This is a genomic window from Stutzerimonas xanthomarina DSM 18231 (genome assembly GCF_900129835.1).
Lineage (GTDB): Bacteria > Pseudomonadota > Gammaproteobacteria > Pseudomonadales > Pseudomonadaceae > Stutzerimonas > Stutzerimonas xanthomarina.
On sequence record NZ_FQXA01000004.1, the window covers coordinates 143,299 to 160,641 of the forward strand.

Consider the following 17,343-nt stretch of genomic DNA (forward strand, 5'->3'; position numbering starts at 1 on the left):
AACCAAGAGGTGCAAACCATGAACCGTATAACCAAAGTAATCGTTCCTTTTATTCTGACCGTTGCGTCTTCTCTTGCAATGGCCGAAGGCGGAAGCGATCGGACAATGCATCGCCTAAATGATCCTGCAGGATCCAATCTCACTCTTAAAGAGCTTGTCAAAGAAGGCAAAGTGCTGAGCATCGCACCTGCAGGGGCGACCGGTACGACTGAAATGATTCAGAACTATCGGACTACTGCAAAAGTTCAGACATATGAAATGAAGGTAAAGACCCCAGACGGGGAGATTCATACGGTGGAATTTTTGAGCGCACCGGTAGGCGTAAACAACGGCTAACCTGCAAATTAAATATTCGAGGGTAATGATATGAGCAGCCTGTTTTCGAGAATGAAAAGTGTACTGCAGCGCAATCCGATCGTGACCGGTCTAACCGTAGCTGTGGTTGGCTACATGCTCCTGAACCAAAGCACTGGGGCGTTGGCAACGACGCTGCCAAGCCTGCTCTTTCTCTTGCCCTGCTTGTTGATGATGGTCGTATGCATGAAGCATATGTCTAGCGGTAAGTGCGACAAGCCCAAGGAGCCCAACGTTGGCGAAAGCACCTTGTTAAGCAAGAGCGAATAACCCACTGAACTTGGAGATTTAACATGCGAAACACCATTACAGTAACAGCAATTGCAATCACCCTGGCGAGCGGACTGAGTTTCGCAGCGGCAGATAAAGCGGACCAAAGCCATTCAGAAACCGGCATGATGAGCGGCGACAAGCATATGGAAATGATGGGCGACATGCGTGGAATGATGAAAGAGTGTCGTGAAATGATGGAGGCGGCCAAAGCCGGCCACTCGCAAAATGGGGAAAACCCAGACGCTGCCTAGGATACGAGAGTGCGAGCAACTATGATCGAAGCAGGTCGGGCACCTTTTCTGGGTGCCCCACCTGCTTTTTTGTGCTTGATGGCCTAACCAGGACCGTACTGATGGGAAAAGTGTCACTGACGAGCAGAATGGCGATAGCTTTCATGCTCGTGGTTACGGTTGTGCTGCTGGCGGCCGCAATCAGCTTTAATTATTTTTGTCAGCTCCATTTCGAACGCAAAGATGCACAAGTGCTTAATGAAAAGGCCGCTGCAGTAGAGCGTACGCTACTCAACAGCTCAGCATTCGGGCCTGAGACCGCTTCAAGGATCGATGCCGTTATTGAGCACTCCTTTGGCTTCGCGACTGCGGTTGTAGTAGACGGTAAGACGGTTTACTCCCATCACAATCTGTCTGAGAGCTTGCTACCTCTTGTCACAGACATCCAAGAGGAACGCTGGACGGTAAGTTTCGGTGGCCACCAGTACAGCGGAATTACCAGAAAAGTAAATCGGTGGGTAGAAGGGCAGGACACTGTTATCTATTTGGCTTTGGATGTAACGCACCGAATCCACTTCTTCGATATGATTCAGCAGTGGTTTGCTTATACGCTTGTCGTTAGTGCACTTCTGAGTGGCGCGTTAGGTGTTGTTCTGATCAGGAAAGGCTTAAAACCAATAGACGAACTGTCCAAGACTTCTTCTACGGTAACCGCCCACTGCTTAGATACCAGAATTCCAACCGAGTCGGTGCCAGGCGAGCTGCATGAACTCGTAGACAACTTCAACGAAATGCTTTCGCGCTTGGACGACTCTTTTCTCAGATTGTCAGGTTTCTCAGCGGATATCGCGCATGAGCTAAGAACGCCGCTGAACAGCATGCTTACCCAAATGGAGGTCGCGCTCTTGCGCGACCGCGAGAATACCGACTACAAAGACATTTTGTATTCCGCCCTCGAAGAACTTAGGCGCATGTCAAAGATGGTCGATGACATGCTATTCCTCGCCAAGGCGGACAACGGGAAGATTACGCCCAATGCCGAAGATGCCAGCATGGCTGAGATTACCGCGAGCGTTATCGAATATTACGAGCTTGCAGCCGAGGACAAAAAGGTAGAAATCGCGCTTTCAGGCGATGGATCGGTACATGGCGATAAATCGATGCTGAGACGGGCCGTCTCAAACATAGTCTCTAACGCAGTTCGATATTCAGAGGAAGGCAGCACCATCAGCGTTGAAATAAGCGAGAGCGGTGGCTCGGTTTGCACAGCCATATCCAACCGAGGCACAACGATTCCAGCCGAGCTTCAGGCCCGAGTGTTTGATCGATTCTATAGGGTCGACACCGCAAGGCGCGAAGGAACCACCATGAATGCGGGCCTCGGCATGGCTATCACTCGTTCGATAGTCGAAGCGCACAAAGGGCGCATCGCTTGCGAATCAGCTGAGGGGCATACGACTTTCACAATGACGCTTCCAAAGCTTATGTCTAGTTAATGGCAGAGTGCCAGCAACGACCCTGACCTACGCTCATAGAAACGCCAGGCTGAACCGAAAGAGGCCGAGACTTTCGAAGCTGTATGTTTGGTTCTGGAGGTTCCCGTGCAAGCGTCCTCATCGAGAAAATGCGGTACGACAGCCGCAGCGCTCAACGAAGCGTGCTTCTGCGTAAGCCTAGATCAAGCTGCGCTCGTAAACTCATTGACCGAACAGCTTGGGAATTCAGAGCTGTCGGAGCTATTGAAGTCACGTTGCCCCCATGTGTTTGCAGCACGACCGGTCTTTGTTTCATCCTTGCGGCTGCGCCAGGTTAATGAGGTTATTCAGGCCATCGAGCAGACCGTGAGCTCGCCCGGTTGGCGTGAGCATGCTCTGGATTCTGCACCTCCTATTGCCCGACACGATCCTCGGGGCGCGCGCGGCGTCTTCTTTGGCTACGACTTCCATCTGGATGATGACAAGCTTGGGCTCATCGAAATAAACACAAATGCGGGCGGAGCGATGCTAAACGTATTGCTCGCCCGCGCGCAGCGTAGTTGTTGCAGCGGCGTAGTCGGGCTTTCGCCAGGTCAGGAAGGACCCGGCGGCTTCGAGCGTTCGATTCTGGATATGTTCGCCCAGGAATGGTCTACGAGCGGCGAGCCACGTCCGCTCACGCGCGTGGTGATCTTGGATGAAAGCCCACAAGCCCAATACCTGTATCCCGAGTTCCTTCTTTTTCAGCGGTTATTCGAGTCAGCAGGAATCGACTGCCTAATCGCGGACCCAGCCGATCTGGCCTTTCACAACGAGTGCCTCTTGGTCGACGGGAAGCCTGTGGATCTCGTCTACAACCGGCTCACCGATTTCTATCTAGAAGGCGACAATTGCAGCGCGCTGCGCAGCGCTTATTTGGCTGATGTCGTGACGGTAACGCCACATCCTCAGGCCTATGCCCTTTATGCCGACAAACGCCGGTTGGTTGACCTAACCAACGCACGTTTTTTGGAGGAGATTGGCGTCGATCAGCAAGTCCGAGCCGTATTGGCCCAGTACGTCCCGCTTACGGTTCCTGTCGAGCATCGCAATGCGGAGCACCTCTGGCAAAACCGCCGTAGCCTCTTTTTCAAGCCTGTCAGCGGGTTTGGTAGTCGCGGTGCGTACCGAGGAGACAAGCTCACCAAGCGGGTTTGGGAAGAAATCATTGGCGGAAACTACTTGGCCCAGTCCCTTATAGCTCCTGGCGAGCGTAGAACCGTCGCCGACCCTCAGGTACGACCAATGAAGTTTGACCTGCGCGCGTACGCTTATGCTGGCGAGGTGCAGTGGAACGCTGCCAGGGTCTACCAAGGCCAAACGACCAACTTTCGAACGGAGGGGGGCGGCTTTGCTCCTGTGTTTACCTTAGGCGAGGAAGAGGAGCTGGCCGGTTCCACAAAGCAACTATCGCACGCCTCGTTCACTTTCTTGCTCGACGAAACCGGAGCCATAGAAAAGCTGCCGCACCCGCTCTATCTCGCGTTGGTTCGAGCCGAAAGGGCTACTTCGAAGCTTGCCGGTAAGCGTTTTCGATTGGCGGACTGGTATGTGGCAATGGAAGACGGCCAACCGTCTAAGGTCATCCGAGAGTGGTACGGGTGGGTAGCGTTCGACGCAGATGGCGGTTACCACCCTGAACGTGGTTCGCCGAAAAACGACGAGTCGGATAGTGATGACAATGTAGATTCAACCGCTCTACCGACACGGGAAGAACACGATCGAATTGAGGGACTGTTGTTTAAAAGCGAGTGAGAGCCTGTCTCGCACAGCCCAGAGGTTCCTTACGGGCGCAGAGCCAAAGGAAGATTGCTTTTTCACTCACCTTTCAGGGCCATCATTAAACCCTTGAATGCGCCGTTCAGCCGAGTAAATGCAGCCTGGAAACGAATCGAATTTTCCGCATATTTTGCTTGTTCAACCTGAACGTCGACTGTGTTCTGATCAAGCGACGGTTGATTGGGAACCCTGTAGAGTAGGGCCGCATCGCTAAGAGTAACCTCCAAGCCACCAGTATTTATATGACTCTGGTTAGTTTTGGCCAGTGAAAACTCAGTGTTAATTGCCTGCTTGTTTTGAGCGGCAAGCACCGAGGCAAAATTCAAATCCCTGGCTTTGAAATTGGGTGTATCAGCATTGGCTATATTGTTGCTCAGCACCTCTGCTCTTTTGGCAGTGTAGAGGAGCGTTTTTTCTGGCCCGCCTACAGCCTTTTCGAAACTAATCCTCATCAACGATCCTATCAAGTTGGGAGAAAACCAGTGCTGATCAGAATTACGTCGATCAGCCCCATAGGATTTACGCCCGACCTGGCACCTGGTCGGGCGGTGCAGAGCCAGAGGGCGTTGTAATCGTAATCCTGGAAGAGTAGAGAATTATTACTGATGACACTCCCTATCAGCCGTCATCAGCTTATGCTCGCGAATCATTTGTTCCAGTACGTCGTCTACCAATTTGTCGTGCTTCTCCATCCAAGCCAAATGCTCCTCGGTAGAGACGTTTGGTCCTGGATGATCTTTATGGAGCTGGCTCATCATTTCTTCGAGCATTCCCATATGTTCTTTCATATGCACTTGGCGCTCGCAGACTGGCGCTTTCTCTGCTTGAACCAAAACCGCTTCAGCTTTATCGCGCAGTTGCTGAAGGCGCTCGAGAGTGCGGTCGCTTCCTCCTTCAGCCAAAGCCATGGGAGACAGCATCAGCGATCCGACAAGGTAAAAAGGTATCAACGATTTCATAGAGGTGACCTCCGTAGTGAAAGCTGCGGCCGTTGCTACTGAGCCTGTTTCAATGGACTAGAACCATTTTATGCCGTGTCTTGGACCATCTACTTCTGCAGATTAGTTAATCTACCCTGTCATGAAGCTGAGCTAGTGATTACATTTTTGTAAGCTATCGGTTTTTTGACCGAGCGGCCGCTCACCCGCATAAACTGGTAGCTCATTACCAGAAATCACCAGCACGGGTATTTCATCCCAAGCCAGCTCGATCAACCGGTAATAGCCGGCGTTATTTCGATTGCTCTCGTGCAGTCTCTTCCCGCTCCATACGTTCACGCACGCCGCCTTCCACACCAGTGCCAGAGTGCATTGGCTTGTAAAGCGAACCCGTTGTTGGCGGTGCTGGCGGAGCTTTTTCGATCTGCCAGCGGTGCGCGATGTTCGCCGCGAATCGCTCGGTGAGAGAGGGGAACAGCGAATGCGAGATCACTGCGCCCCGGGCTTTCCAGCCTACCGGCAGACGTTTGCGCGGGTTGACCGAGACCCAGGCGATGGCTTCAACCACCTGCTCAGGGCCGTCCATTGCGGCCATGCGTGGCGTGCCGCCGGTGTAGTTGGCCGCGTGTTCCCAGAACGGTGTGTCCACAGCCCAGGGCATAACAGTGGCGACACTAATAGTCTCGCTGCCGCTCAGGCGAATCTCCTCGGCGATTGCTGCCCCGAGATTCATCACTCCACCTTTGGTCGCTGCGTAGGAGGCATGGTAAGCCAGCGGTATCTCGCTCTCGACCGAGCCGACGTTGACCAGCGTGCCGAAGCCCTGAGTTCTGAACTGGCGCATGGCCGCGTGGCTTCCGTAGATCACGCCCTTGAGATTGACGTCCACAACCCGCGCATGGTCCTCGACGGGGACGTCTTCGAAGCGCCCCAGTGCTCCGACCGCTGCGTTGTTGATCCACACGTCGATACTGCCGAAGCGTTCGATGGCGGCTTGGGCCAGGCCTTGTATGTCGGCTGGTTTGCTCACATCGGTGGTCACTACGAGTGCCGACCCTCCTGCCTCGCGTATCTGCGTAGCCAGTTCTTCGAGCACCGCGGTTCGGCGGGCCGCCAGCACCACGTCGCCTTGCAAAGCGGCAAGCCTGAGCGCCACGCCGCGACCGAAGCCACTGGAGGCACCAGTGATGACGAAGGTTTTGCCAGCTACGCTTGGCTGGTCGCTTGGTTTCAGGCGTGGGGAAACGGCGCAGCCACTGAGTTGCAGGGCGGTAAGCAGAAGCAGCAGCAAAGCCAATCTCTGCGATGAGAAGATTCGCAAAACCATTATTGGTTCTCCTGGCAAAGTCATACGGCCGAATGGTCCGTAACTCCAGTGTTGTACGACTGCCTTGTGCCAGCGCCGCCGCAGGACAGGCGAATAGAACTTTTCAGGCTAGATCATCAATCTAGTTATGGCGCGGAAACTTGATTACATTTCTGTAAGCATAGAACTGAATTATTGAGCTATACGAATGCATGCTTGGAAAAGATTTTGCTATTCGATCTATCGAGTCTGACAATTCACAATTCACAATTCACAATCGCAATTGAAACTACTGATTAATCGTGCAGTCGACTAATAATCTGTTTCTTGTATTTTCGCGCGGCTTGCGCTTCGAAAAGCGACATCGTTATGGTTAAAAATAAGCCGGCGTACGTCGGGTTACTCTTCATGCCAACTTCAATGCATTTATTACCTCAACGCGAGCCTGCCGCTTTGAAGCAGCAGTCCAGACTGGCCTTTGAACCGTCTGTAAGCGCACCGACACGAAGAGAACTATGAGAATTAATCAGCAACTGGCAGCTGGAAAGGCAGAATATCCAACGATCGCTTCGCTGGCGGCCATCGGTGATGGTCGCTCCATGGCATTGGTGGGCCCAGATGGCAACGTGGAATGGTTCTGTCCCCAGCGCTTCGATGCCACACCGATGATTTGGCCGCTGCTCGACCGTCAACGTGGCGGGCGGCTACAGCTGTCGACACCGGGTGACGTCAAAACGCATTATCTGGACGATTCTGCAGTATTAGAGTTCGAAGTGCACAGCGCGTCCGGGTCCGCCCGTGTCACGCTTTGTATGGAGTGGCCTGGATCGGACGATCAGCAACGCTTGCTTTGGCAGGTAGACGGCTTAGCTGGCCGCTGTGAGTTCACTCTGCAGTTTGAGCCGCGTCCAGATTTCGGAAGCGTAGCCGGTGAGGCAAGCATTTCAGCCGAAGGGTTAACCTATTCTTATATGGGTCAACAGCTGTTGCTTCAAGCGGACTGCGCACTGTATCCGGACGGCGAAGGCTGGAAGGGAGCGATCTCAGTAGATGCAGGAGGGCGTGCGGGAGTTTCTCTAAGCGTTTCCTTAGAGCAAGATGCCCCACCCGTTCCTGTGTCGATTGAATCTGTACCCGCGCGGATTGAGGCGACCCTGATTGCGTGGCGCGACTGGTGCGCAGCGCTGGAGTGCCCCGCAGCATATAGAGGCGCCGTGGTACGCAGCGCGATTAGCCTTAAGTTATTGATTTACGCACCCAGCGGAGCGGTCGTTGCCGCCGGAACCACTTCCCTACCTGAACACCTGGGCGGGGAGCGGAACTGGGATTACCGCTACACCTGGTTTCGAGATGCGGGGCTGACACTTGGTGCTCTTTTCGGCCTCGGTTGTCGGGATGAGGCACATTGTTGGGCCCAGTGGATGCAGCGAACCATTGAGCAGCATGGGACGCCGCTGGCCGTGCTATACGATGTAAACGGAGCTGCGCCACCGCCAGAACGTAATATCGAAGGGGTTGATGGCTATCGCGGCTCGCGGCCGGTGCGTGTGGGTAACGCTGCTGATGGCCAGTTTCAGCTGGATGTTTATGGCGAGTTGCTGGAGTGCGTGAGCATCTGCGATAGCATGGGCGACGATGCGATGCGGGCGCACTGGCCTCATATGCGCGCCGCTGCTGATTTCATTGCAGCGCACTGGCAGGAGCCTGACCAAAGCATTTGGGAGATGCGCAGCGCGCCGCGCCACTATGTGCACTCCAAGGTCATGGCCTGGGCCGGTCTACAGCGTGCGCTATGGCTGAAGCGCCGCCATGACCTAGACGGAGATGAGGAAAGTTGGGTCAATCAGGCCGAGGCTCTACGTCAGTTAGTCCTGCGCCGTGGTCTCAGCGCCGACGGCAATAACTTCGTCCGGGCCTTCGATGACGATAGGCTGGATGCTAGCCTCCTGTTATTAGCGCGTGTTGGCTTCGTCGAAGGCGGCGATGAACGTTTCGTCAATACGGTCGATATGATCCGCAAACAACTGGACGAAGGCGGCGGCGCGCTACGGCGCTACCCTGCTGAAATTTCGGATGGGCTAGAGGGCCGAGAAGGCGCCTTCTTCATCTGTAGCTTTTGGCTGGTCGAGGCATTAGTGCAAACCGGCCGGCCTCGAGAGGCAAAGGAACTTTACGAACAGCTGCTGCAACGCAAGGGTGAGCACGGCCTGTTCGCTGAGGAGTTCGACACCCGAAGCGGCCAGCATTTAGGGAATGTACCTCAGGCCTTTTCTCATGTCGGTTTGATAAACGCCGCCCTGAGCCTCGGCTCTGCTGATTAACGTAGCTGTAGCCGGTCTATAACGCGCTCTTGCATGGTCTAGTCGTTGCCACCCAGCTAGCTAGCGGGCAATGGCAACTACTGCCGCTACACAAATCACCATTACCAGTGCCAAGGCGCCCGTGGCCAGCTTGCCCACGGATTCGGAACTGAGGCCCAGTGCCTTGTCCTTGGCCTGCGCGCCGAAGCGCCCTTCGAGACGGTGCAGGCCCTCTACGGGATGGAACAGGTTGTCAGGCTGTTCATCACCGGCCGGCGAGTCGGTCATCTGCCCACTCCAGGCCTGCTTGGCCATCATCCGGTCGAGTAGGCCGGGCATGAACATGTTGCCGATAATCGCCTGAAAAGAGGCGCGTCCGATCCACAGTTCGCGCGGCGCATCGGTTGCCGCGCGGACAATCGCGCGCGCTGCCACAGCAGGCGTATGGATCGGTGGGACCGGCTGCGGTCGTTTTTGCATCTTGTTGCGCGACCAGTCGAACTGCGGCGTGTTGTGCGCTGGCAGCTGCACCATGGTCAGCCGCACCCGGCTGTTGGTATGGATCAGTTCGCAGCGCAGCGAGTCGGTGAACCCACGAATGGCGAACTTGGCGGCGCAGTAGGCCGATTGCAGCGGTATCGCGCGATAGGACAGCGCCGAACCCACCTGGACGATGGTGCCGCGGTTGCGAGACTCCATATGCCGCAGCGCCGCCAGCGTGCCATGCACGAAGCCCAGATAGGTCACGTCGGTCACACGTTTGAATTCCGCCGTGCTGATCTTGTTCACCGGGCCGAACACCGTCGCCATCGCCGCGTTGACCCAGATCTCGATCGGCCCCAGTTCCGCCTCGATCCGATCGGCCGCCTGATCGATAGCTTCGGGGTCGGCGACATCCGCGGCAATTGCCAGAACTTTCGCCCCAGCCGCTTCCAGCTCGTTGCGAGTGTCCGCCAGGCCCTGCTCACCACGCGCAATCACGGCGACGCGGTAGCCCGCCTGGGCGAACGCGTGAGCCGTCGCGCGGCCTACGCCTGCGGTCCCGCCACAGATCACGGCGGTCTGTTCACGGTCAGTCATGTCCGGGGCTCCTTTGTGTTCGGTGAAGGTTGGCTACCGCAACAACGCATTCCAGCCGGCATAACGATGGTGAATAGGACCTCTGGGCAGACTCAGGCCGATCACCAGCGCGCCGGCGATCAGACTACCCACGGTCGCGGCGAACCCTGCACCGTCGAGGAAGGCGGGTGATGCCAGTAGCCAGGCACCGATTGGCAGGTTCAGAAAACGCAGCGGCCGTGCCACTTCGGCGCACGCCAGGACCGAGACGGTGAGCAGCAGCGAGCCCATCAGGTGATCACTGTTGGCCATCGCGCCGTCGGTGCCGAAGATCAGGCGGGTTGACATCAGCCAGACGCCTAGAATGCACAGCAGCGCGAGCCCCCAGGGAAGGTTCACTCCGCGAAGGCCTCTGAGAGTCATCGAGGAGAGGCTGCCGTCGAACTCCGGCGTATTGTCCTCACGGGCGCCTTCCATCGCATCGCCTTTGAAGAAAGTTCTCCAAAACGGTTTGCCACGGCGCCGCGCATCCTTGAGGAACTGGCCCATGGCAACCAGTTCATCCAGCGCGTAAGGCATCATCACCAGCATAGCCAAGGCTTGAGCCAGGCAAAGCGTGCACCAAGTACCGATGAAGATCGGCTGGGCGATGATGAAGAAGATGCTCACGACGCCCAGGGGCACTACCACCACGCCGAACGCGGCGACCATCCACGGCATGGTCCGCCAGCGCCGGGCATCGCCCATCACCGCCATGAGGAGCTCGATCATATAGGCCATCACACCGATCCCGGCATCGGACACCGGCCAGGCGCGCGACATGTCGGAAGTGATGATGGTTTCCGTGCCGTTGGGCTGGGTGCCGAAGAACGGGTCCCAGGCATTCGAGGTATGGCCAAGCTGATAAGCGGTTAGATAACGTGCGAGCAGAATGCCAATCACGGCGAGAATAGCTATTGGCAGGCGTTGCAGCCAGGTTGAAGGGTTGTAATCCCAGCCCGGTGGAACCGCGGCCTTCTGCATCATCCCGGACATGCTCATGCCGGGCATCATCGGCACCAGAGTGGAGAAGGCAATTACCAGCCCGCCGACCAGCAAGGCATTGCCGTAGCTCGCCGGGGAAGGAGTCCAGAACAGCAGCGGCGCGAACATCAACCACAATCCCATAATCGTGTTGGCCCATTGCGCCCAGCTGATCCGTTTGAGCGAGAGGATGGCGAACAACACGATCAACGCGCCGCTGATGACGTCGTTCCAGGTCATCAGCAGCGCGCGAGTGGCGACCTCGGGTAGATCACGCTCGGTTGCGAGGCGTGGCAGGTCGAGGTCGCCCGGCGCTACGTTCATGTAGCCGAATATGAAGGGCGCACTCAGCACCCAAAAGCCGAGCAATACATTGACGAAGTGGCACCAAAGCGTCGCGATGTGGCGCCGCTCCATCATCTGCATATGCACATCCATACCCATATCGGACGACATGGCGCCTTGGCGTAGATATTCCCCTTGATGCTCCATAAATTTAGTCCCCAGCACTGAGTATTCGTTACGTTGCGGCAAGAGAAAAAGCGTTACGGTGTAGGCCGATTCGGGACGCGCGACCACGACTGATAGCACATGAGCAGCGTGAGTTCAGCTGCGGATCAAAACACTACTGGACACGGATTGATTCGCTCCTGGCTATTGCGGGTCTCGTATGCGCTTTTTGGTAAGCCATGTACGCCAAGCATTAAGCGCAGCATGTTTTTTTCTTCGAGCGGCTCTGGAACCATCAATTTAGCTGTGCCAGAGCGGTCATCGCCGTTCTCCAGGGCTCGATAGGTATGTCGTCGTGCCTGCTCCTTCATCAGCGTCTTAGCAAGCACAGAAATACGACATGCCCCCGTCGAGCCCGTTTCGATCAAAATCATTACAATGCTGTAAGGTGCTCAACGGTACCGGAGGTAGATATGCGGGAGGGCAGCTAGGGACGGGCATGCGATCCAAGCCGGCTAGGTGGCGCTATTGATCGACCAGGATGGCCTGGCGGCCGTTCCCGAGTTTTACGGAAATTGAAGCGCGTCCGCTTGACTTGGATTTCGACGATACCGGCGGGGCCATTACCGAGCTCAACGCGCCGCTGCTCGACCGCAATGGCGAGGAGCTGGGCCGTAAACTGGGTATTGCCGAGTGGGATAGCGAAGCCATGCAGGTTTTTTGCAGCGGGTTTTAATCCACGGCAGGGCAGTGAGTACTGCAGAGCGCCGACCCGGTTCGGTCGTTTACCGCGCGCGCGTTAATAGATCAGGACTGGGTCATGAATAACAAAACGTTCCTCAATGCACCAGAGCTTCACATTGTTATTGTGGCCTTCTCCTTGCACTTTGTCTGGGAACTCATCCAGACACCGCTATACGAATGTTTTCGCGACATGCACTATTACACCGTTGTCCTGCTCATTATCCGAGCCTCGCTGGGCGATGTGCTCATCTCACTTGCCGCTTTCTGGTCAGCCAGCGTCGCCGTCAGGTCTCGTTTCTGGATCCTCGACAAGGGCAAAAAAGGCCTATGGGTGTTTCTCGGCATGGGCATGCTGATCACGGTCGTTTTCGAGGAACTTGCTACCGGTCCGCTGAATCTCTGGGAGTATACGAACGCCATGCCTATCTTGCCCATACTGGGGACGGGGTTGGCACCGGTGGCCCAGTGGATCATCTTGCCCCTCCTACAACTCTGGTTCGTCAGGCGGCAATTGCTAGGAGGCTCGATAAGCGGCTACTAGATTCGATAATTTATGAGTCTTATATGCTTGAGCATGCCCCTAAAACTAAGCGCATCCGTGTTTCCCGCGAAGCTGCTCTGGCAACGAGATAATGAGCTTTGCCAGAGCAGCAAGTCGCGAATGTTACGCAGCCATGCGCTCGCATTCTTCAGCGCACTTCATACACGCTTTAGCACACTCTTGGCAGTGGTCCGCTTGATGCTTCGCACATTCCTCGCCACATGCCCGGCAGATCTTTGCACAAAGGGCACAGAACTCTTTGGCGTAATCACTTCCACGGCTCATCAACGTGGCGGCCAACGCACAGATGTCCGCGCAGTCACGGTCAAGCTCGATGCATCGAGCCATCATTTTCACGTCATCCTCGCGCAGGCAAGTAGCGGCGCACGTTTCGCAAATCAGGGCACAGTTCGAGCAAGCTTGGATGCAGGAAGTGAACATTGAATTTGTCATTGCGTTCTCCAGGGTTCGATGGTTTCGTCGTAATTACTAGCTACATAGCTACATAGCTACATAGCTACATAGCTACATAGCTACATAGCTACATAAAATACGACAGCCCCTTGTCAGGTCCGTTTCGACCAATTTCATTACATTGATGTAAGGTTAGACTTGGTGGGGTCAACGGTTTCACGAGCGATTTAAAGGCCGGGATAGGCCTTTTCTGTGCCTGGCTGTACATCTCGGACTCAAAGTGAGATTAGGTTCGGAGTCACATCAATCTCAAGGGCCGCCTGTTGACATCTCGACCTTGAGCGGCGAACCCTCTCGATAGTTTACCGCTTGAACTCAAGGCGGTATTTCTTGAGCTTACTCGAACACTCCTTCAGCTCGGCAGATTGCTCGAACATGTCGTGCTAAAGGGTAGATCCTCTTTGTTTTACCGTTTAGTCCCCGGCCAACTGCGACACGCCGCTCCAAGCTACCAATATTAAAAGCAGATATTCTGCCAGATGGGCGCGAAGTAATTAGTAATCAATGCGTGGATAGTCACGAGGTCAACGGATGCAGTTTCAATACTTCGCTGAATGCTCGATGAGAATATTTTTGTTCGCCAGACTAATGCGCCAAAAATTCTTATTTTTCATAAAATTAAATTCCCCTCGTCCTTCCCATGCACCGCCAGCATACCTCACGCGCACAGTTTCTAGCGCTGCACAAAACGTGCGCGTATCTACGCGGTGGTAGACATGTTCCAGCGATTCCTGGAACGGTCGCTCCACCCGAGATGTTGTTAGTATAACTCCAATGGGAAACAAGGGTCTTGCAAAAGATTGGAAAACGTTTAAGGGCAACGTGAAGTCATATGAGATGAAGATTCGCACGCCCGATGGTGAAATCCATGCGATTGAATTTCGCGGGATGCCCGAAAGAATCAACAGCCATTAGTTGCATATAAACCCACCTGAAAGTTACCTCCAGAGGAGATATCGGAAGTCGAAGGGCTGCAAAAAAAAATGCAGCCCAGGCCTGCTACATCAGACCGGCTTGCAAAAAGCGCTGTACCTACACCTGGCGCTTGAGTCGTTTGCTCCAGCAGCAAACTACGTTCTAACTTTCCCAAAATGGCAGACACAATAAGGTCATTTTCTTAGATGCCATGCCATCCTGAATTTCGCGGACGCCTCGCCGTTTTCTAGCGGTATTGGGAAAGCCAAGATTCGTGCTTTGACTATCCTGATCGCCAAAGCACGTTCTTACGCTGGCACATGATAGTCTATGGGTATTATATCCAATAGATGCATCCGGTGTGAGCATCTTGCGTTCCTTATATTTTCCTTTGACCCTATCTGAATAGGAAAAAAAGTTCTCTATGTCTCAAGAAGCTCTTTATTTTGATGGCCATCACCAATCGTATGATCGTGGCGCATTGGACTAACCGTGCTCTCATCAGCCATAGCAAACGGGCTCAACGAGATTGATAATGGAAAATTATCGGTTTAAATTTCATGAGCAACATCCTCGCCTTACTTCCCGTGAAGTTTAAATGCATGGTGGTATGGCTCCGCGCAAGCGAGTTTGGCTTAGCGTAGAGCCATTTGCTGATGTGAAATGTAGGCTAAACCAATAGTCAATTAGCCATTGTTAATTCCGACTGGTTCTCCACGGAAATCGACGGAATGAGTTACGCCATCTGGGGTCTTTATGATGATTTGATAGGTACGTATTTTGCCGCCTTCAAATTCACCATCTTTTAAAGGAGATACCCTTAAAACCTGCCCTGTCTTCAACAAGTCGATCATCACCTGATGGCCGTCGCCGACCGTATGATCGTGGTTCATAACATCTGAATTTTTCCCCGCAGCCATCACTAAGGGCGCGCTTAAAGATAGGGCAAGTGCCAACACCAAACTGTTTGTGCTTTTCACAATTTTCATCTCCGATTTTTATAAATTGCTGATCCGATACTACGTTCACCCTCCTTGCAGGTTGTTGTCGCAAAAATTACATTACGGCAATATTCACGCGCGCCTTGAGGGCACAATTGGAAAAATCCCGTGCAACGCGCCTTGCTACTATTGAATCCCTTTCCGTTTCTAACGGTTCTAAGGGCGGTTTTGCCCTAGTAAAGCTGCTTTGCCACCGGAACTGTTTTTACGTCAATGTTTGTGCTGGATGTCTAGCTATTGGCAGTCGACTTCAAAGGCGCCTTCGGTGAGGACTGTGGAGCAAATATGAGCCGAAATCAAAGATCCTTAGCATATATTTAGCTAGTGCATTTCAATGTTTGTGCTGATTACTCTCTACATGCAGATAGTTGTTTGGCGAAGAATTTCTCTCCGCATCGGCACTACCACTGCCATTGCGGTGCTCAACCGCCTGGGGCTCCTCTGACGCATGATGGTCATCGCTTTCATTATTACCATGGTGACCGGAGTCTGATTGGCCGGCTGCATCATTTGAGGTGCTAGAGCCATGGTGATCCGAGCTGCTACTGTCGCCCTGATGGTGGTCGTCCGAGGCCATCTCACCGTGTTGCTCACCGTGCCCAGCTGGGGTCTCCCCACCACCATGCTGGTGACCACCGCTAGACGCAACGAGTGCTCGATACGCTCCTTCATCTAACTCAGGAAGCTTCTGCAGAAAAGCCACCATTCCCCAGATGTACGGGTCAGCCATGCTTTTACCCCACGCAGGCATCCCAGTGGCCTTGATGCCATGCTTGATGACCCAAAATATTTTTGCTGGGTCACCGTATAGCCCCGCTTCAGCCAGGCTGGGTGGAGCGGGATAAAGGCCATTGCTTAGCTCGGTCTCAGCCATGCCTGGCGCCAAATGACAACCCACACACATCGAGTCGTAGTTCCCCGCCCCGGCGCGGATTTGGTCTTCATCGTCGAGAGATGGCACGACTATGTCTTCGGAACGAACCTCAATCGAGCGATTGCGAGCAGTTTCCAGGAATGCGTGCACGACTCCCGTATGAGGATCATCCGCGGCAACGCTAATCAGTCCTGAGAAAACAACTCCGGCCACTACCAACAGGCCCAGAGCACAGAAGGCAGCGAAGCTAATAATTATTCTTTTCATCGAAGGTCCTTAAAACCAAAGCCTGATGCCAGCAACGAACCGCGCCTCATCTAGGTCTTCGCCCTCATCTCTCGCCATATCAGCGGTATTACCGTATGCCCGGCTCCACGTGACGCCGATGTACGGTGCGAACTCACGAACGATTTCGTATCGGAGGCGGAGCCCCACCTCTGTATTTGCTAGACCAGCGCCCACTCCGCGTGCAGGATCGTCCTTGCCATAGAAATTGAGCTCGGCAGTCGGTTGGAGGATGAGCCGGTTAGTTAGGAGAATGTCGTACTCGCCTTCAAAACGTGCTGCTGTCTGCCCACCTTCACCGACGAAGGCGGTGGCTTCCGCCTCAAACCCATACAGCGCCATCCCCTGGACGCCTAAAGCCGCCCACGTCTGCGGCGACTCGGGCTTAAAGTCCTGGCGAACACCTGCTACTACATCCCACCAGGGACTGATTGCACGCCCGTAAAGCGCCTGAATTTCCGCGTCTTCAGTAACGCCATTCGTTCGCTCACCTTCCGAGCGAAACCAGAACCGATTGATATCGCCACCAACCCAGGCAGTAGCTTCCCAACTGAGGGTGCTACCTTCATTTGCGTCCTGGTACTCAAGTTGATCTAGCAGAAGGAACCAGGCCAGATACTTGTCATGGACCGTATGACCTTGAAGACCAGGGAAAGCCGCTTCTCTATCCGCATCGGTCAATACTGGAATGAACGAGGGATGAACCATGCCGGGCATTTCGAGCGTATCGTCATGCTTCATTTGGCCATGGTTCATCTTGCTATGGTCCATCGCACCATGACCCATTGCAGAATGGTCCATTTGCCCACCGGAGCCATGATTCATTGCCGCGGGCTTGGCAGAAGATGCAGGGGCTTGAGCTGCCGGAATAGGAGGGGTTTGATGCATCGAGTGATCCATCATCTCGGCGGCGTTGGCTATCCGTCCAGCCGCTGCGCTCAACGAAACTCCGAGCGCAATAAGAGCAAAGCGAGAAGATCTAGTGGTCATGGTGCGAATCCACCTCAGTACCAGTAGCCTTCGGGTCATGATCCATCTTGCCATGGTCCATTTCACCATGGTCCATCGAGCCATGACCCATGTCGCCGTGGTCCATTTCTGAGTTAGAGGAGCCTTGTGTCTGAGATGCCGGCTTGTTGCCTGAATTTTGCGACGAAGCCGATGGTTGCTTGTGCTGATCATGCGTTTGCTCTGCAAACGCAGCTGATATATTCATTACGCCCAGCAGACTGAACATTAACGCGCTGCCGATAAGAGTTTTACGCTTCATAAAATTTCCCATA

General features: G+C 54.4%; 19 protein-coding genes. 8 read left to right on the forward strand and 11 right to left on the reverse strand.

Features of this window, described 5'->3' with window-relative positions; translation table 11 throughout:
* Nucleotides 1–18 precede the first annotated feature (18 nt).
* The 5 genes from BUE09_RS11670 to BUE09_RS11690 all read left to right on the forward strand — a co-directional run bounded on the left by BUE09_RS11670 (nt 19) and on the right by BUE09_RS11690 (nt 4,126).
* Entirely contained in the window at nt 19–336 is a 318-nt protein-coding gene (locus BUE09_RS11670) for a co-regulatory protein PtrA N-terminal domain-containing protein (RefSeq protein WP_045423048.1), read from the forward strand.
* Between the two features lie 30 nt (nt 337–366).
* Nucleotides 367–624 carry a DUF2933 domain-containing protein gene (locus BUE09_RS11675; protein WP_041015594.1) on the forward strand — a complete coding sequence of 86 codons (258 nt, stop codon included), beginning with the start codon at nt 367–369 and terminating at the stop codon, nt 622–624.
* A 23-nt stretch (nt 625–647) separates the two neighbouring features.
* Nucleotides 648–878: a hypothetical protein gene (locus BUE09_RS11680; RefSeq protein WP_041015593.1), complete on the forward strand. Its 231-nt coding sequence runs from the start codon at nt 648–650 to the stop codon at nt 876–878.
* Between the two features lie 101 nt (nt 879–979).
* Nucleotides 980–2,353: a heavy metal sensor histidine kinase gene (locus BUE09_RS11685; RefSeq protein WP_073301129.1), complete on the forward strand. Its 1,374-nt coding sequence runs from the start codon at nt 980–982 to the stop codon at nt 2,351–2,353.
* Between the two features lie 204 nt (nt 2,354–2,557).
* A complete protein-coding gene (locus BUE09_RS11690) occupies nt 2,558–4,126 on the forward strand; it encodes a hypothetical protein (protein ID WP_231975561.1) in 1,569 nt (522 codons plus the stop codon).
* A 62-nt stretch (nt 4,127–4,188) separates the two neighbouring features.
* Here BUE09_RS11690 and flgB read toward each other — a convergent pair whose 3' ends face one another.
* From flgB to BUE09_RS11705, 3 genes are all read right to left on the reverse strand, one after another.
* Nucleotides 4,189–4,602 carry a flagellar basal body rod protein FlgB gene (flgB, locus tag BUE09_RS11695; RefSeq protein WP_046164420.1) on the reverse strand — a complete coding sequence of 138 codons (414 nt, stop codon included), beginning with the start codon at nt 4,600–4,602 and terminating at the stop codon, nt 4,189–4,191.
* Nucleotides 4,603–4,749: 147 nt separating this feature from the next.
* Nucleotides 4,750–5,109 carry a co-regulatory protein PtrA N-terminal domain-containing protein gene (locus BUE09_RS11700; RefSeq protein WP_003298785.1) on the reverse strand — a complete coding sequence of 120 codons (360 nt, stop codon included), beginning with the start codon at nt 5,107–5,109 and terminating at the stop codon, nt 4,750–4,752.
* 271 nt (nt 5,110–5,380) lie between these two features.
* On the reverse strand, nt 5,381–6,415 hold the full coding sequence (locus BUE09_RS11705) for an SDR family NAD(P)-dependent oxidoreductase (protein ID WP_073301130.1): 1,035 nt from the start codon (nt 6,413–6,415) through the stop codon (nt 5,381–5,383).
* Nucleotides 6,416–6,909: 494 nt separating this feature from the next.
* Here BUE09_RS11705 and BUE09_RS11710 point away from each other — a divergent pair, with 494 nt between their 5' ends.
* Nucleotides 6,910–8,715, forward strand: coding sequence for a glycoside hydrolase family 15 protein (locus BUE09_RS11710; protein ID WP_003298782.1), 1,806 nt, complete (start codon nt 6,910–6,912; stop codon nt 8,713–8,715).
* 60 nt (nt 8,716–8,775) lie between these two features.
* On the opposite strand, the gene BUE09_RS11715 is transcribed toward BUE09_RS11710, so the two are convergent.
* The 3 genes from BUE09_RS11715 to BUE09_RS20135 all read right to left on the reverse strand — a co-directional run bounded on the left by BUE09_RS11715 (nt 8,776) and on the right by BUE09_RS20135 (nt 11,660).
* Complete coding sequence (locus BUE09_RS11715; RefSeq protein ID WP_073301131.1) at nt 8,776–9,774, reverse strand: SDR family oxidoreductase; 999 nt, start codon at nt 9,772–9,774, stop codon at nt 8,776–8,778.
* 33 nt (nt 9,775–9,807) lie between these two features.
* A complete protein-coding gene (locus tag BUE09_RS11720; RefSeq protein ID WP_231975562.1) occupies nt 9,808–11,268 on the reverse strand; it encodes a vitamin K epoxide reductase family protein in 1,461 nt (486 codons plus the stop codon).
* 125 nt (nt 11,269–11,393) lie between these two features.
* The gene (locus BUE09_RS20135) at nt 11,394–11,660 is read right to left on the reverse strand and encodes a hypothetical protein (protein ID WP_143164658.1); all 267 of its coding nucleotides are present in this window, start codon (nt 11,658–11,660) and stop codon (nt 11,394–11,396) included.
* 107 nt (nt 11,661–11,767) lie between these two features.
* Between BUE09_RS20135 and BUE09_RS11725 the strand changes: the two genes are divergently transcribed.
* On the forward strand, nt 11,768–11,962 hold the full coding sequence (locus BUE09_RS11725; protein ID WP_073301132.1) for a hypothetical protein: 195 nt from the start codon (nt 11,768–11,770) through the stop codon (nt 11,960–11,962).
* A gap of 84 nt (nt 11,963–12,046) precedes the next feature.
* Nucleotides 12,047–12,511: a hypothetical protein gene (locus BUE09_RS11730; RefSeq protein ID WP_073301133.1), complete on the forward strand. Its 465-nt coding sequence runs from the start codon at nt 12,047–12,049 to the stop codon at nt 12,509–12,511.
* 123 nt (nt 12,512–12,634) lie between these two features.
* On the opposite strand, the gene BUE09_RS11735 is transcribed toward BUE09_RS11730, so the two are convergent.
* The 5 genes from BUE09_RS11735 to BUE09_RS11755 form a co-directional block, all read right to left on the reverse strand.
* On the reverse strand, nt 12,635–12,964 hold the full coding sequence (locus BUE09_RS11735) for a four-helix bundle copper-binding protein (protein ID WP_073301134.1): 330 nt from the start codon (nt 12,962–12,964) through the stop codon (nt 12,635–12,637).
* A 1,622-nt stretch (nt 12,965–14,586) separates the two neighbouring features.
* On the reverse strand, nt 14,587–14,889 hold the full coding sequence (locus BUE09_RS11740) for a hypothetical protein (protein WP_073301135.1): 303 nt from the start codon (nt 14,887–14,889) through the stop codon (nt 14,587–14,589).
* 343 nt (nt 14,890–15,232) lie between these two features.
* Nucleotides 15,233–16,042 (reverse strand): c-type cytochrome, encoded by an 810-nt coding sequence (locus BUE09_RS11745; protein WP_073301136.1) that lies wholly within the window; start codon nt 16,040–16,042, stop codon nt 15,233–15,235.
* 9 nt (nt 16,043–16,051) lie between these two features.
* Nucleotides 16,052–17,050, reverse strand: a complete 999-nt coding sequence (locus tag BUE09_RS11750) for a copper resistance protein B (RefSeq protein WP_037000667.1) — start codon at nt 17,048–17,050, stop codon at nt 16,052–16,054.
* Nucleotides 17,040–17,330, reverse strand: coding sequence for a hypothetical protein (locus BUE09_RS11755; RefSeq protein WP_170934340.1), 291 nt, complete (start codon nt 17,328–17,330; stop codon nt 17,040–17,042). Before BUE09_RS11755 ends, BUE09_RS11750 begins: the two co-directional genes overlap by 11 nt.
* Nucleotides 17,331–17,343: the final 13 nt, after the last annotated feature.